General features: G+C 68.9%; 15 protein-coding genes. 11 read left to right on the forward strand and 4 right to left on the reverse strand.

From position 1 onward, the window contains the following. Positions 1–4 precede the first annotated feature (4 nt). On the reverse strand, positions 5–616 hold the full coding sequence (locus ACFXI3_RS18220; RefSeq protein WP_378400605.1) for a TetR/AcrR family transcriptional regulator: 612 nt from the start codon (positions 614–616) through the stop codon (positions 5–7). A gap of 73 nt (positions 617–689) precedes the next feature. On the opposite strand from ACFXI3_RS18220, the gene ACFXI3_RS18225 reads away from it, so the two are divergent. Next, complete coding sequence (locus ACFXI3_RS18225; protein WP_344288839.1) at positions 690–1,994, forward strand: MFS transporter; 1,305 nt, start codon at positions 690–692, stop codon at positions 1,992–1,994. Here the strand turns inward: ACFXI3_RS18225 and ACFXI3_RS18230 are convergent. Further along, positions 1,984–2,700, reverse strand: a complete 717-nt coding sequence (locus ACFXI3_RS18230; protein ID WP_378400608.1) for a tyrosine-protein phosphatase — start codon at positions 2,698–2,700, stop codon at positions 1,984–1,986. The two genes, ACFXI3_RS18225 and ACFXI3_RS18230, sit on opposite strands and share 11 nt — an antisense overlap. A gap of 252 nt (positions 2,701–2,952) precedes the next feature. Between ACFXI3_RS18230 and ACFXI3_RS18235 the strand changes: the two genes are divergently transcribed. The 4 genes from ACFXI3_RS18235 (at position 2,953) to ACFXI3_RS18250 (ending at position 7,975) form a co-directional block, all read left to right on the forward strand. After that, positions 2,953–3,561 (forward strand): PadR family transcriptional regulator, encoded by a 609-nt coding sequence (locus ACFXI3_RS18235; protein WP_378400610.1) that lies wholly within the window; start codon positions 2,953–2,955, stop codon positions 3,559–3,561. Then, positions 3,542–5,161 carry a DHA2 family efflux MFS transporter permease subunit gene (locus ACFXI3_RS18240; protein WP_344288845.1) on the forward strand — a complete coding sequence of 540 codons (1,620 nt, stop codon included), beginning with the start codon at positions 3,542–3,544 and terminating at the stop codon, positions 5,159–5,161. The genes ACFXI3_RS18235 and ACFXI3_RS18240 overlap by 20 nt, the downstream gene beginning before the upstream one ends. A gap of 752 nt (positions 5,162–5,913) precedes the next feature. Next, positions 5,914–6,525 carry a Maf family protein gene (locus ACFXI3_RS18245; protein ID WP_378400612.1) on the forward strand — a complete coding sequence of 204 codons (612 nt, stop codon included), beginning with the start codon at positions 5,914–5,916 and terminating at the stop codon, positions 6,523–6,525. A gap of 103 nt (positions 6,526–6,628) precedes the next feature. Continuing rightward, positions 6,629–7,975, forward strand: a complete 1,347-nt coding sequence (locus ACFXI3_RS18250; RefSeq protein WP_378400614.1) for a dicarboxylate/amino acid:cation symporter — start codon at positions 6,629–6,631, stop codon at positions 7,973–7,975. A gap of 42 nt (positions 7,976–8,017) precedes the next feature. Here the strand turns inward: ACFXI3_RS18250 and ACFXI3_RS18255 are convergent, their stop codons facing one another. Continuing rightward, positions 8,018–8,737: a hypothetical protein gene (locus ACFXI3_RS18255; RefSeq protein ID WP_344288851.1), complete on the reverse strand. Its 720-nt coding sequence runs from the start codon at positions 8,735–8,737 to the stop codon at positions 8,018–8,020. A gap of 29 nt (positions 8,738–8,766) precedes the next feature. Here ACFXI3_RS18255 and ACFXI3_RS18260 point away from each other — a divergent pair, with 29 nt between their 5' ends. From ACFXI3_RS18260 to ACFXI3_RS18280, 5 genes are all read left to right on the forward strand, one after another. Beyond that, complete coding sequence (locus ACFXI3_RS18260) at positions 8,767–9,087, forward strand: SAV_915 family protein (RefSeq protein WP_106961290.1); 321 nt, start codon at positions 8,767–8,769, stop codon at positions 9,085–9,087. Between the two features lie 101 nt (positions 9,088–9,188). Further along, positions 9,189–10,982, forward strand: a complete 1,794-nt coding sequence (locus ACFXI3_RS18265) for an acetyl/propionyl/methylcrotonyl-CoA carboxylase subunit alpha (protein WP_378400616.1) — start codon at positions 9,189–9,191, stop codon at positions 10,980–10,982. Between the two features lie 54 nt (positions 10,983–11,036). Beyond that, entirely contained in the window at positions 11,037–11,600 is a 564-nt protein-coding gene (locus tag ACFXI3_RS18270; protein ID WP_378400618.1) for a DUF1707 domain-containing protein, read from the forward strand. An 8-nt stretch (positions 11,601–11,608) separates the two neighbouring features. After that, positions 11,609–11,992: a DUF1707 domain-containing protein gene (locus ACFXI3_RS18275; protein WP_378400619.1), complete on the forward strand. Its 384-nt coding sequence runs from the start codon at positions 11,609–11,611 to the stop codon at positions 11,990–11,992. After that, positions 11,977–13,257, forward strand: a complete 1,281-nt coding sequence (locus ACFXI3_RS18280) for a sensor histidine kinase (protein WP_378400621.1) — start codon at positions 11,977–11,979, stop codon at positions 13,255–13,257. Before ACFXI3_RS18275 ends, ACFXI3_RS18280 begins: the two co-directional genes overlap by 16 nt. Here ACFXI3_RS18280 and ACFXI3_RS18285 read toward each other — a convergent pair. Continuing rightward, positions 13,251–14,705, reverse strand: coding sequence for a class I adenylate-forming enzyme family protein (locus ACFXI3_RS18285; RefSeq protein ID WP_378400623.1), 1,455 nt, complete (start codon positions 14,703–14,705; stop codon positions 13,251–13,253). The two genes, ACFXI3_RS18280 and ACFXI3_RS18285, sit on opposite strands and share 7 nt — an antisense overlap. A gap of 150 nt (positions 14,706–14,855) precedes the next feature. On the opposite strand from ACFXI3_RS18285, the gene ACFXI3_RS18290 reads away from it, so the two are divergent. Continuing rightward, positions 14,856–15,389 (forward strand): GNAT family N-acetyltransferase, encoded by a 534-nt coding sequence (locus tag ACFXI3_RS18290; protein WP_344288863.1) that lies wholly within the window; start codon positions 14,856–14,858, stop codon positions 15,387–15,389. Positions 15,390–15,429: the final 40 nt, after the last annotated feature.

A 15,429-nucleotide genomic window follows, 5' to 3' on the forward strand; every position in this document is an offset into this window, starting at 1 on the left:
GAGCCTACTCGGGCTGATGCTCCCGGAGGTATCGCTCAACCAGGCCATCTGTGAATTCCGGCGGCACCGGCGCGCCGGTGACCAGCACGCGGTAGTGGATCGGCCCGACGAGTTGCTCGACCGCGCTGTCCAGATCGACGTCCGACGGCAGTTCGCCCCGGGCGACGGCGCGTTCGAGCGGAAGCCGGTCGCGCGCGTGCTGGCCGCGGATGTGGTCCTCGCGCAGCAGTCGCGCCAGGTCCGGGTCGTGCTGGGCCTGGCCGAGCAGCGTGCGGAACACCGCACCGGCGTCGGCGGTGGTCAGGAAGGACGCGATCGCGGCGAGATGCGCGCAGAGGTCCTTGCGGAGATCGCCGGTATCGGGCGGGGCGAGTTCTTCGACGAGGTCGTCGCCGAGAGCTTCGAGCAGAATGTCCACTTTGGACGGCCACCAGCGGTAGACGGTCTGCTTGCCGACGCCCGCCTTCGCCGCGATGCCCTCCATCGTGAGCCGGGCGAACCCGACCTCCACCAGCAGATCGTCGACCGCGTGCAACACCGCGCGGCGCGCGTTCTCGCTGCGGCCGTAACGGTTCCCGTGATGCCGGCGCTCGCCGGGCTCAGTGACGTCGCCCACGTGAAGAAGTCTAGCCAAGACGCAACGTCTCGTCTAGCGTTGAGCGCACCAGCTCACTAGGGGGTTCTCAGTCATGTGTTCCGCGTGCGGGGTGCCGACGCACCAACCCGAAGCCGAGGCTGCCCCCGCGGCCCCGCGCAAATTCGCCGCGCTCTACAACAAGGATTGCCGTCCGTATCTGATCGGCACCGGCCTCGCCATGATGGCCGACAACGTCGAGCACGTCATCACCTACTGGGTGCTGTGGGAGAAGTTCCAGTCGCCCGCGCTGACCGGGTTCGAGGTGATCAGCCACTGGGTGCCGTTCCTGCTGTTCTCGGTGTACTTCGGCGGGCTGGCCGACCGGCACGACTGCCGCCGGATCATCCAAGCCGCGCAGGTGCTGTTCATGGCGGTGTCCGCGGCTTGGGGCGTGCTGATCCTCACCAACACCCTCGAGGTGTGGAGTGCCTGCGTACTGCTGATTTTGCACGGCTGCGCGGGCGCGATCTGGGGGCCGGGCGAGCAGCTGATGCTGCACGATTTCGTCGGGCCGGCCGAATTGCCGAGCGCGGTCCGGCTCAACGCCACCTTCCGCAGCTTGGGCATTCTCTTCGGCCCGGTCGTCGGTTCGGCGCTATTGCTCGGACTCGGGCCGGTGGCGGGCATTTTCGTGAACGTCGCGTTCTACCTGCCGCTGACGGTGTTCCTGTTCCGCACCAAGTTCACCGGACACACGCGAGACGGCGGAATCATTCGCCGACCACGGGTCGGACTGATGGATTCGGTGCGGGTGCTGAAGGAAATCAGCGGGAATCCGACGATGGTCGGGATGATCATCCTCGCTGGGCTCGGCGCGTTCTTCGTCGGCGCTTCGATGCAGAGTTCGATGCCGATTTTCGCGCAGGACCTCGGCGCGGGCAGCGCCGGAACCGCGTACGGCGTGCTGCTGTTCGCCAACGGCGCGGGCGGCGTGATCGGCGGGATCCTGCTGGAAGCGACCGGAAAGATCAAACCGAACGTGCCCGCGGCGGTGATCAGCACGGCGATTTACGGGATCTCGAGCCTGTTCTTCGCGATGACCGCCAGCTACCCGATCGCGGTGGCGCTGCTGGTGATCGGCGGCGTGGCGAACCTGGCGTCGATGTCGATCGGCCAGACCGTCGTGCAACTGCTGGCCAAACCGGAGGAACGCGGGCGGGTGATCGGCGTGTACAGCGTGTCCGCGAACGGTCTTCGCGCGGGCAGCGGATTCACCGTGGGGCTGCTCGGTTCCGCCGTCGGGGTGCACTGGTCGCTGGGCCTCAGCGCGGCCGCGCTCACCGTCGGCACCGGGATCGCCGGCTGGTATTCGCTGGGCAGCCGCCGGGCGCGACAGCTGCACCAGGTCACCGACTGAGCCGGTCCCGAAGACGGGCTACCTCGTCCGCGGCCATTCCGGCGCGGACGAGGTATTCGGTGACGTCGAAGCCGTCGAGGGTCTTGATGACGGCTTCGCGGATGGTCGTTTGGCGGCGGGCCAAGGCTGCTTCGAGCATCTCCGTTTGGTCTTCGACGCCTAGCGCGCGATACAGCGGCACGACGGCCTCGGTCGAGAGTGCGTAGTCGGCGGCGATGGTTTCCGGTGCGACGTCGGCCAGCGCAAGCAGAAGCAACGAGATGAGGCCGGTTCGGTCCCGGCCGGAAGTGCAGTGGAAGAGCACTCCGCCTTCGGATTGGGCCAGTGCTCTTAGGACCGTTGCGCAGCGTTCTGCTTTGCGGTCAAGGAAAACGCGATAGTACAGCGGGGTTCCGTCCAGCTGTTCATCGGCGATGTATTGCCACAGCTCGGTGTCTTCGATGTCGTCCAGCGGGACTTCGCGGCGCGTCATTCCGGGCGGCACGGCGGCATCGCAGGTGCTGATTTCGACGGGGTTGCGCAGGTCGATGACGGTGCGGAGGCCGGATTTTCGCGCACTGGCCCAGCCCTCGCCGGTGACGAACCGGAGGCTGGCAGACCGGTAGAACCGCGCGGATTCGGTGCGGGTGCCGGATCGAGTCGGGAGACCGCCGAGGTCTCGGGTGTTGAAGAAGCCTTCCCAGCCGACTGCCCGGTTCTCGCCCATCAGCCGATCTTGGCTCGCGCTGCCGGTCGCGGCCAGCCTTTCGAGGCCGGAAAAGGGCCGTCGAACAGGCGATCGTCGGTTTTTGTCGGTGGTCCTGGTTACGCTCTCCCCATCTCGCAGCACCCATCACCGTCAGCCACGAGCTGCTCACCAGCGCAGATCACACTGGACCGCAGCTTGCTCCACACCGTATAGTCCACGTGGAATAACCCACTTGGTATCACTCGATTGGATCCCTGGAGGAACACCGTCATGGTCGCGGCCAAGCTCACGGCGCTGGGCGTCGCCGTGCTCGAGCTGCTGCACGAGCGGCCGATGCACCCGTACGAAATGGCCCAGCTGATGCGGGAACGCCACGTCGAAGCCCGCGTGAAGCTCAAGGCCGGCTCGCTCTATCACACGGTGGATCGCTTGCAGCGCAACGGTTTCGTCGACGTCGTCGAAACCCAGCGAGACGGCAGGCGGCCGGAGCGCACGGTGTACGCCATGACGGCCGCGGGCAAGGACGCCTTCCAGGAACGAGCCCGGCAAATGCTGGGCGACGTGGTGCCGGACTACAGCGACGTACTCAGCGGACTCGCCGTGATCGACGATCTGGGGCGCGACGTGGCGCTGCTCGAACTGGAGCACCGGATGACCCGGCTGCGCGCGGCCGTGGCCTCCGACGAGGTGCTCATCGACCGGCTGGAATCCGATGGCACCCCCGACATCTATTGGCTCGACTTCCGCTACAGCGCGGCGCAGCGGAAGTTCGAGCTCGCGTGGATCGAGCAGCTGTCCGCGGACCTCGACAGCGGCCGGATCCCTTTCCAGGACAATAAACTCAAGCTCAAGGAAGACGATGAACGCAAGACCAGTTAACCCGTGGGCCGCGCTCAGCGCGCTCTGCATCGGGTTCTTCATGATCCTGCTGGACACCACGATCGTGTCCATCGCGGTGCCCGCCATGCTGCAGCACCTCGGAGCCGGGCTGAACTCGGTGGTGTGGGTGATCAGCGTCTATCTGCTGACCTACGCCGTGCCGATGCTGTTCACCAGCCGCCTCGGCGACCGCTTCGGCCCGAAGCGCGTCTTCGTCGCCGGGCTCGTCGTGTTCACCGCATCGTCGCTGTGGTGCGGCCTGTCCGGCAACGTCGAAATGCTGATCGCCGCCCGTGCCGTGCAAGGCCTCGGCGCGGCGCTGATGACGCCGCAGACGCTGGCGTTCATCAGCCACCTGTTCCCGCCCGCGAAGCGCGGCGCGGCGATGGGCGCGTGGGGCGGCGTAGCCGGACTGGCCACGATCACCGGCCCGCTGCTGGGCGGCGTGCTGGTGCAGCACCTCGGCTGGGAGTGGATTTTCTACGTGAACGTGCCGATCGGCGTCGTCGCCATCGCGCTGACGCTGTGGCTCGTGCCGGACTGGCAGCCGAAGCACTCGCACTCCTTCGACCTGCTCGGCATTCTGCTTTCCGCCGCCGGGCTGTTCTGCGTCGTGTTCGGTGTCCAAAATGGACAGCAGTACGACTGGGGCACGGTGTTCGGCGGCATCACAGTCTTCGAAATCATCGGCGCCGGCGTGGTGCTGCTGGTCGCTTTCGTGCTGTGGCAGCACTACAACCGCCGCGAACCGCTGGTCCCGCTGGCGGTGTTCGCGAACCGCAACTTCTCCGCGGGCACTCTCACCGCGACCACGGTCGGCTTCACGATGACCGGCATGTTCCTGCCGCTGATCATCTACATCCAGACGGTGCTCGGCCTCTCCCCGACGATGGCCGGTCTTCTCACCGCCCCGATGTCGCTGCTGTCCGGGGTGATCGCTCCGTTCGTAGGCCGCGCCTCGGACCGGATCAACGGCAAGTACCTGGTAATGGGCGGCCTCGCCCTGCTGGCCGCGGGCGTGGGCATCATCGCGCTGCAAGCACGTCCGGACACGAGCCCGTGGGCCCTGATCCCGGCCCTGCTGGTGTGCGGCCTAGGCGTCGGCTGCATCTTCTCCCCCATGAGCAACCTGACGATGGCGTCGGTGGAACCGCGGCTCACCGGCACTGCCTCGGGCATCTTCAACACCGCCCGCCAGGTAGGCGGAGTCCTGGGCAGCGCCGCGATCGGCGTGCTCCTGCAGGCGCGGATCAGCGCTTCCATCACGAGCGAAGCCGCCACCGCCGCCCAGCAACTCCCAGAGCAATACCGCGCACCCTTCACCGAAGGCATCGCCCACGCCGCCGCCTCCACCGGCGAATTCGGCTCCTCCGGCGGCCCCGCCCCGATCCCGGGTCTCCCGGCGGACATCGCCGCCCAAGCAGGACGGCTCGCCGGAGAGGTAGTCCACAATGGACTCACCGACGCCGCCCGCGCGACGCTGATCCTGCCGATCGCGGTGCTGGTACTGGGAGTCTTGTCCGCAGCCGCCCTGCGCCGAGTGACACCCCGGTCGCACACACCGGCTCCGACCGCTCCCGCTCCGGAACCAGCCCGATGACCAACTGACCTCACCTGCCCCGGCTGGCCCAGACCCAGCCGGGGCGGGAAGGCGATGGGAGAGGGGCAACGCGAGCAAGAGACCATGCCGGGCGAGTCCGGGTTTGAGCGCGCCCCGGCATCACGCCAGCGGTGTCGTGGTTGCGGCGCAACACAAACCCGCCTGCAGCGATTGCCACGTGCGCGGTCGCGAGGTTTCCCGCTGCCCAGCAACATCGCAGCCCGCTCCTCGACACTGCCACTCGCCACTGCCCTTCGCACCGCCCTCTCCCTCGTTCCGCGCCAGTGCCCCTCGCACCGCTCCCTCGCACCGCCACCGCCCTCGCGCCACGGCGCTGCGCCACTCGCACCGCGCCGTTGTCCTCGCCACCGCCGCTCGCACCGCGCCACCGCCCTTCGCACTGCGCCACCGCCCCTCGCCCTCACCACCGGTCTTCGCGCTGCCCCTCTCCCTTGCCCCGCGCCGTTGCGCCTCGCACCTCTCCCGCGCCCTTCGTTCTCGCACCTCTCCCGCGCGCCTCGCTCCCGCGCGCCTCGCTCCCGCACCCCCCCACGCATTTCTCCCGCGCCCCGCGCCTTCGCACCGCATACCGGAATCGCCCAGCTCGGCACGCTGCCGCCCGACTCCACCCCAGGCCCCCGCCGCACCACGACACCTCAGCCCCTGGGCCACGCCCGAACCCCGCCCCACCACGACACCCCGCCCCGGGCCACACCCCCGCACCGCACCCCACCGAGGTAGCGTTCAAAACCGTGCGTCTAGTCCTCGCCTCCCAGTCCCCCGCCCGCCTCTCCGTGCTGCGCAGCGCCGGTCTGGATCCGGCCGTCGTCGTGTCCGGCGTCGACGAGGACGCTGTCGCTGCCGCGCTCACCGATCCCGCCCCGGCCGAGCTCGTCACGGCGCTCGCCAAAGCCAAGGCCAACGCCGTCGTCGAGATGGTTTCCGAACCCGACGCCGTGATCGTCGCTTGCGATTCCATGCTTTCCATCGGCGGTGAGATGGTCGGCAAGCCCGCCAACGCCGAAGTCGCGAAGCAGCGCTGGGCGAAGATGGCCGGCAGCTCCGGCGTCCTGCTCACCGGGCACGCCGTGGTCCGGCTCGACGGCGGGCAGCGCACCAAGGAAGCCTCCGGCACCCGGTCCACCACCGTGCACTTCGCCAACCCCAGCCAAGCCGAGATCGACGCCTACATCGCCACTGGCGAACCGCTGCACGTCGCGGGGGCGTTCACGCTCGACGCGCTCGGCGGGTGGTTCGTCGAGGGCGTCGAGGGGGATCCCTCCAGCGTGATCGGGATCAGTCTTCCGCTGCTGCGGCAGCTCCTCGCCGAGGTGGGCGTCAGCGTCACCGAGATGTGGAAATAGTTCACATACTGGGACGATGTGTCACTCGGACGAGTGATCGGGGAAAGTCGACTCCGGCCCGCACCCGGGCCAGCGGAAACTCTCGACCTCCCTGGGGTGGCACATGTCCTTCGTCAGGACGTACACCAAACCGCGCGTGTTCGCCGCGGCCGTGCTCGGCTCGCTTGTCGTGGGCGCCGGCCTCGGCGTGCTCGCGCGGACGACCGAAGCCGCCTGGCTGACCGACACCCTCGACCACATCGGCACGATCTTCACGACCCTGCTGCAGATCGCGGTCATCCCGCTGGTCTTCACCGCGATCGTGGTCGGCATCAACAGCCTCCGCGGCCTCGGCGGCGGCCGCACCGCCGCGCGGCTCGGCGGCAAGACCGTGCTGTGGTTCGCGATCACCTCGTTCATCGCCTCGCTGATCGGGATCGCGATCGGCAAGCTGTTCAACCCCGGCTCCGGCGGCCTCGGCGAGGGCGTCGCGGCCACCGCGAAGAACGCCGACAAGGCCGCGAAGAGCATGAGCCACTGGGGTTCCTGGGACGCCTTCATCAAGGGCCTGCTGCCGGAGAACTTCTTCTCCGCCTTCGCTGAGGGCAGCACGCTGCAGGTGCTCTTCCTGGCCGTGGTGATCGGCGCCGCCGCCTACAGCTTGGGCGACAAGGCGAAGCCGTTCGTCGACTTCACCACGAGCGTCTTCGAAATCGTCCAGCGCTACCTCGGCTGGATCGTGCGGCTCGCGCCCATCGGCATCATCGGCCTGATCGGCGCGGCGGTCTCCAACTACGGCGACGCGCTGTTCCGCCCGCTGCTGTCGACCACGATCGCGGTGTACGTCGGCTGCCTGCTGATCCTGTTCGTGGTCTACCCGATCCTGCTGCAGTTCGTCGCGAAGGTGAGCCCGCTGACGTTCTTCGCCAAGGCGGGCACCGCGATCCAGTTCGCGTTCGCGTCGCAGTCCAGCTCGGCGACGCTGCCGCTCACCCGGCAGTCCGCGGTGAACCTCGGCGTCGACCCCGGGTACGCCGCCTTCGCCACCCCGCTCGCCAGCGCGACCAAAATGGACGGTTGTGCCGCGGTGTTCCCGGCGATCGGCGCGATCTTCATCGCCAACCTCGCCGGAGTGCCGCTGAGCTTCGGGCAGTACGTCGGCATCGTGGTCGTCGCCGTCGTCGGCGCGCTGGCCACCGCGGGCACCACCGGCTGGCTGACCGCGCTCACCCTGACCACCGCGTTCATCGGCCTCGACGCCAAGCAGGTCGCGCTCGGCATCGCACTGATCTACTCGGTGAACCCGATCATGGACATGATGCGCACCGCCACGAACGTCGCGGGCCAGATCGTGGTCCCGACGATCGTCGCCCGCAGCGAGGGCCTGCTCGACGAGGAAATCCTCAACACCCAGACCGCTCGCCCGAACCACCGCGACGAGGGCGGCGCCGCCCGTCCCGCGACCGCCTGACACCTCGTGGGCGGCAACGCCGGCCAGAACCGGAATTGCCGCTCACGAGCTGCCGGAACACCGCCGCAGCTGGGATTTCTTCAGCTCGACGTCCGGCCAGCCCCGGAAATTCGACGGCGAGGTGACGGTGCTCGTGCAGCCCATCACCTCGCCGTCGAGTTCGTACACCTCCGCCACCACCGGAGCCGCCTGGCAGCGCGGCGTGCCGGATACCGCCTGCGGGCATTCGTGCCGGACGACGATCACGTCCGGACGGCCGTCCTGGCTCACGTCGTAGAGCGAGAGTGAACCCGCGTCGGAGAAATACGGCTTGCCGTAGTCGCGCCACACCCCGCCGGACGCGGTGAGCAACTCGCCGTACGAACCGCCCGCCGCGTCGCCGCGGATCAGGCACGCGGCGGTCGACCCGTCGACGCAGCGCAGGGAATTCGCCGTCAGCTTCGCACCCAGGTTCGTGATCGCCAGTTCGAACGGCTGCTGCCCGACCTGGACGCGGCCCCATCCGCCCGCCGCGTCCGCCAGCAGCACGACCGGGGTCCCGCCGACGCTCACCGCCGCCAACTGCTTGCAGGGGCCGTTCCCGCAGGCCGAGGACGATCCGTCGACCGGAGCCGCCGCCGGCTCGCGCGGCGCCATGGTGACCGCGCCGTCCGGTTTCGGGCGCAGCACGACGACCACCACGAGCGCCGCCGCCGTCACCACCGCCGCGATAACGGCGGTGAGCAGCGCGGATCGCGGGATGCGATTGGGCCAAGTCCCCATATCCGAGACTGTAAGCGACCTTGCGCACCGTGTCCGTCTATGTTGTCGGAGTGACGAACCCCAACCTGCCCCCGGCCCTTTACTTGCCGACCGGCCCCACCGGCCCGACCACCGACGGCCAGACCGGAGCCAACGTCGAACTGCGCCGCACCCCGGACGGCCGCACCGCGCTGGTCGCCTTCACCGCGCTCGACCGGCTCGTCGACTGCTGTGGCGAGCACCAGCCGTGGATCCTGGTCAACACCGAGAACCTGGCCCTGGTGCACCAGGTCAACCCCTACGACGTCATCGTGCTCGACTCCGAACTACCGGCCGAACTGCGGCATCAGGCCCCGGCCGGACGGGTATAAACAGGACCGAACTGGGTGGTCCACCTCTCAATCCAGGCTCTGTCCTGATCCGTAGACTCCCGGTTGACCAGCAGCGCGGCGACGGGCACGGGAGGTATGTGGTGAGCGAGCAGGACACCGCGAGCACAGGCGGTCCGGTGACCAAGATCCTGGTCGCGAACCGGGGCGAGATCGCGGTTCGCGTGATCCGGGCAGCGAAGGACGCGGGCCTGCAGAGCGTGGCCGTGTACGCCGACCCGGACCGCGACGCTCCGCACGTGCGCCTCGCCGACGAGGCGTTCGCCCTCGGCGGGAACACCGCGGCCGAGAGCTACCTCGCGATCGACAAGATCCTCGACGCCGCCAAGCGGGCCGGCGCCGACTCGGTCCACCCCGGCTACGGCTTCCTCTCCGAGAACGCCGAGTTCGCCCAGGCCGTCCTCGACGCGGGCCTGACCTGGATCGGGCCGAGCCCGCAGTCGATCCGCGACCTCGGCGACAAGGTGACCGCGCGGCACATCGCGATGCGCGCGGGCGCGCCGCTGGTGCCCGGCACCAAGGAGCCGGTGAAGGACGCCGACGAGATCATCGCGTTCGCCGACGAGCACGGCCTGCCGGTCGCGATCAAGGCGGCGTTCGGCGGCGGCGGCCGCGGCCTGAAGGTCGCCCGCACCCGCGAAGAAATCCCTGAGCTGTTCGAATCCGCGACGCGCGAGGCGGTGGCCGCGTTCGGCCGCGGCGAGTGCTTCGTCGAGCGCTACCTCGACAAGCCGCGGCACGTCGAGGCGCAGGTGCTGGCCGACCAGCACGGCAACGCGATCGTCGTCGGCACGCGCGACTGCTCGCTGCAGCGCCGCCACCAGAAGCTGGTGGAAGAGGCCCCCGCGCCGTACCTGTCCGACGACCAGCGCGCCCGGATCCACGAGTCCGCCAAGGCCATCTGCAAGGAGGCCGGCTACTACGGCGCGGGCACCGTCGAATACCTCGTCGCGGTCGACGGCACCATTTCCTTCCTCGAGGTGAACACCCGGCTGCAGGTCGAGCACCCGGTCTCGGAGGAGACCACCGGCATCGACCTGGTCCGCGAGATGTTCCGCATCGCGCGCGGCGAGAAGCTGCGGATCACCGAGGACCCGACGCCGCGCGGCCACTCGATCGAGTTCCGGATCAACGGCGAGGACGCCGGCCGCGGCTTCCTGCCCGCGCCGGGCACGGTCACGAAGTTCGTGGCCCCGTCCGGGCCGGGCGTGCGCGTCGACTCCGGCGTCGAGTCCGGCAGCGTGATCGGCGGCCAGTTCGACTCGATGCTCGCCAAGCTCATCGTCACCGGTTCGGACCGGGAGAACGCGCTGGAACGCAGCCGTCGCGCGCTGGCCGAGTTCGAGGTCGAGGGCATGGCCACGGTGCTGCCGTTCGACCGCGTGATCGTGAACGACCCGGCGTTCATCGGCGACGACAACGGCTTCAGCGTGCACACCCGCTGGATCGAGACCGAGTTCGACAACAAGATCGAGCCGTTCGTCGCGCCGGACGTCGAGGCCGAGGAAGAGGTGCCGCGGCAGAACGTCGTGGTCGAGGTCGGCGGTCGCCGGCTCGAGGTGTCGCTGCCGGGCGGGTTCGCCCTCGAAGGCGGCGGCGCGCCCGCGGCTGCGAAAGCCAAGCCCCGCAAGCGGGCAGGCGGCGCGAAGGCAGCGGTGAGTGGCGACGCGGTCACCGCGCCGATGCAGGGCACCATCGTGAAGATCGCGGTCGAGGAAGGCCAGCAGGTCGAGGCGGGCGAGCTGATCGTCGTGCTCGAGGCGATGAAGATGGAGAACCCGGTAACCGCGCACAAAGCGGGCACTGTCACCGGGCTTTCGGTCGAGATCGGCTCCGCGGTCACGCAGGGAACGCAACTCTTGGAACTCAAGGACTGAAGTTGTGCTGAATGTCGTGGGTGCCGCGCGCTCGCGCGGCCTACCATCGACTACGTGACTGAGGTTCCGTCTCCGCAGCTGCGGATCAGCGACCAGGAGCGAGAGTCCGCGCTGAATGCGCTCGGTGAGCACATGAGCGCGGGGCGGATCGACATCGACGAGTTCGGCGAGCGCTCCGCCCGGATCACCGCGGCCAAGACCCGCGGCGAACTGGGCGAGCTGTTCAATGACCTGCCGGTGCCGCATCCGGTGTTCGGCGCGGGCGCGACCGCCGCGCCAGAACCGGCCGTGGCTCCACCGCCTCCGATGCCCGTGCCGCAGCCCGCGGCGTCCGGCGAGCTAGCCGCGCGGCAGCCGGAGTGGTCGGCTGGCCAGCGCGCCGTCGCGGCTTTGATTCCGCTGGTGTGGATCGCGGCGATCGCCTTGATCGCCACCGGCACCGCGGGCTGGCCGGTGATCTTCGCGCCGATCGCGCTCACCGCGGTCGGCCGCGCGCTCTGGGGCAAGGGTTTCGAGCACCATGACCATCACCACCGGCACGACCGGCACCGGGAACGCCGCGAGGAATTCCGGGCGATGCGCGACGAACACCGGCGGCAGCGCCGTCTGGACCGCTGAGGCGAACCATGCCTGACCTGCGGTTGAGCGACGACGAACGGCAGGACGCGCTCGACGTCCTCTCCGAGCACGTCCGCACCGGACGCCTCGACATCGACGAGTACGGCAGCCGTTCGGCGAAGGTCACGTCAGCCAAGCTGGTGAGCGAGCTGGTGCCGCTGTTCGACGACCTGCCCTCGCCGCGCCCGAGCGCGCTGCTGGCCGCGGCCCGGCCGCAACCGGTCGTGCCGTCCGCCGGAAACGGCAAGCTCGGTTCGTTCGTGATGCGGTATTCGGTGCCGCTTTCGATCGCCCTTGCGGTCATCGTGCTCATCGTGACGCGCGGACGGCTGCTGATCGTGTTCGCGCTGCCGCTGCTGCTGATCCTGCTCAGCGGATGGCGACGCCGCTGAGCCCGCGAGAACGCGCGCCGCGGCTCAGCCCGATGATGGGGCTGCGGCCGGGTTCGGTCGACCCGAAGGCCGAGCGATGGGCGGGCCCGGTGTTCTCCGGGATCGGCATTCTGGCGCTCGCGGTGTGCACCGTCATCGCCGCAGGTCAGCCGCATGGCACTCCCGCGCAGTGGCGCACCACGCTGCTTCTCGCCGCGGCGACCGGACTGTGGCTGCTCGTGCTGATCCCGGTTTTCCCGCACCGCACGCGAAACCCGTGGCTGGCCATCGGATTCTTCGTCGTGTTGCTGGCCGGCGCGACCGTGCTCGCCTCCCGGCTGGACCCGTTCACCGCCTTCGCTTCGATCGGTTACCCGATCGCGTTTGTGTTGTTCCCGACGCGCTGGAGCATCTTCGCGGCGGCTGCGACAGCCGTGGTTCCGTTGCTGGCCAAAGGAATTTGGCAGCCGTCGCCGCCGTGGATCACCGCGGTGTCGATCGTCGGGCCGATCCTGTACGTGGCGTGGTTCGTCGGTTCGGAGAACGAGCAACGCCGTCGTACCAACGAAAAACTCGCGCAGTCGAACGCGCAGCTGGAAACGGCGTTGACGGAAAACGCGGCACTGCACGCACAATTGCTCACCCAAGCCCGCGAGGCAGGCGTGCTCGACGAGCGGCAGCGGATGGCTCGCGAAATCCACGATACCGTCGCCCAGGGATTGACCGGCATCGTCACGCAACTGCAAGCCGCCGATAAGGCGACCGAAGCCACGGATCGGCAGCGGCACCTCGACCACGTGCACACGCTGGCGAAGGACAGTCTCACCGAGGCGCGCCGAGCGGTGCAGGCGTTGCGGCCGGAGCCGTTGGCCGACTCGCACCTGCCGGAAGCGTTGGCTGGCCTGGCGAATCGAGTGTCCGACACCTCTGGCGCCAAGGTGACCACCGACGTCGAAGGCGACGCGCGGCCGTTGCTGCCGGAGCTGGAGGTGGCGATGTACCGGGTGGCACAGGAAGCCTTGGCCAACGCGGAAAAACACGCGCACGCCAGCCGGATCGGCATCACCCTGACCTACACCACTGACCTGGTCATGCTCGATATCCGCGACGACGGAAGGGGTTTCGCCCCCGGCGACCGCGGCGACGGCACCGGCTTCGGGCTGGAAGCGATGCGTCAGCGCGTGCAGCGGGTCGCGGGATCGCTGATCGTCGAATCCGCGCGAGGAGAAGGGACCGCCGTACACGCGGAGTTCCCGGCGATCCCCTCACCCGGCTTAGGTCATTGACCGCCTGCAGTACGCAAATGCCGCCGCAACACCTTGCCATTTGCGTTGCGCGGCAACGCTTCCAGCCACGTCACATCCTGCGGCACCTTGTACCACGATAAGTGCTCGCGAGTCAGCGCGACCAACTCCGCGCCGAGGTCGTCGTCGCCAGGTCCCGACGTCGTGACCACATACGCGCGCAGCGTCGTGTCCCCCGCCTCCCGCCGCACCGCGCTGACCGCCGCTTCGCGCACCTTCGGGTGACTTTCGAGAAGCCGTTCGACCTCGCCGGGCACGACGTTCTGCCCGCCGATCACCTCGACGTCGTCCAGCCGTCCGTAGACGTGGATGACGCCCTGTGCGTCGATCGACCCGAGATCGCCGGTCGACCACCAGGTGTTGGTCACCTGATCCGGGCCGAGACTGCCGCGAGCGACACCCCGCGTGGCGAACGGGACCAGAACCTGCAGTTCGCCTTGCACACCGGCGGCCACCTCCTGCCCGTCGACCACGACGCGCGCCGAACGCCCCTCGAAACCCGGCCCGACCGCCGACGGGTCGGCGTAATCCGCCGGTCGGCCAACGGCGTATCCGCCGCCTTCGGTGGAACCGTAAAGATTCATCAGCCGGTCGCCGAAAATCGGCACCAGCTTCTCGCGCAGCCGCGCGGAAAGCACTTCGCCAGCGCACATCGCGCCGCTCAGCTTTCCGAGCGTCTCGGCGTGTCCCGGTTCTTGCAGCAGACGCGCGTAGAAACTCGGCTGTGCGAAGAGCGTCGCGACGCCGTGGCGGCGGATCAGCTCCAGCGCGGCGGCCGGGGTCGCGCGCGGTCGCGAGAGCACCGACGTCTGGCCGGTGCACATCGTCGCCATCGCCGACGAGTACAGACCACCGGCGAAATACATGCGGGACACCGAAAACGCGACCGTGCCGACGCCGTCCGTGCGGAGCATCGACGGATCGAAATTGCTGTGCAGGTAGAAGCACAGCTTGGGCGCGCCGGTGGTTCCAGAGGTGAACATCGCGTGCGACGGATGGTCCCCGCCTGGCGCGAACTCCGTCTCCGGTTCCGCCTTCGCCAGCACATCCGCACCGGTGGTCGGAGCGAGACCGGCGTTGTCGAGCCAGCCCGCGAATTCCGGGTCGGCGACGATCAACGCGGGTTCGGCGGTCCGGATGTCCCGGGTCAAATCGTCGCGGCTCATCTGGACATTCACCGGAATCGCGACGATTCCGGCCTGCCACGCGCCGAGCAGGCACCAGACCATTTCGATGCTGTCCGGAAGCGCGAGCAGAACACGATCGCCGCGGCGCAGCCCGGCGGCGCGATAACCTCCGGCGACGCGCGCGGCCCCGGCGTAGACCTCGGCGAACGTCCAGGTCCGGTCGTCGGCGAGGAAAGCGGGAAGTTCGTCCCATCCGTGCAGATGGGAATGGTCGACGGCAAACTGGGTCAGATTGTCCGGCATACCTCGCAACGCTGCCAGGGTGATCATCACCGCGCGACGGCTTTTCCCTCAGCGCTGCCCGAAACGGCAAGGATTTTTCACCCTGGCGCCGCCCCGGCCGTGACGCGGCACGCAGCCGTTTTCCGGTTCCGGACGGTTAGGCTCGAGTTTGTGGAACCCGTGGAAATCAACGCGGGCGCGTACTACCTGCGTCAGCTGCGCGCGGACCGGAATCTCGACGACCGGCCCGCGCTGATGGAGGCGTTCGCGGACCCGCGGCATCGGCGGTACGTGCTGAACTACCGGCTGCGCACCCCCGACGAAGCCACCGAATACGTGACCCTGCGCGCCGCGCAGTGGGCGTGCGACGAACGCTGCTCATGGGCCGTGGCCGAACCGGCGACCGGCCGTCTGCTGGGCGAGGTCGGGCTGCGCGACCTGGACCTCGACTTCGGCACGGCCGAGGCGTCGGTGTGGACGCATCCGGCCGAACGGGGCAAAGGCATTGCGGCAGTAGGGCTTTCGGCCGCGATCCAGTTCGGGTTCGCTCGGCTGGGGCTGCACGAGATCGCCTACCGGCACGACGAAAGCAACACCGCGTCCGAGGTGGTCGCGCGACGAGCCGGGTTCAGCCGGGTCGGGCCGGAGGAGCGGCCCTCGCCCAGCGGGGAGACGCTCATTCGGTGGATCCTCAAGCCCTCGTGAGTGCCTATCGCGGTTCTGACCGTGACAGGCACTCACGAGA

The organism is Amycolatopsis sp. NPDC059235 (assembly GCF_042754125.1).
GTDB classification, from domain to species: Bacteria; Actinomycetota; Actinomycetes; order Mycobacteriales; family Pseudonocardiaceae; genus Amycolatopsis; species Amycolatopsis albidoflava.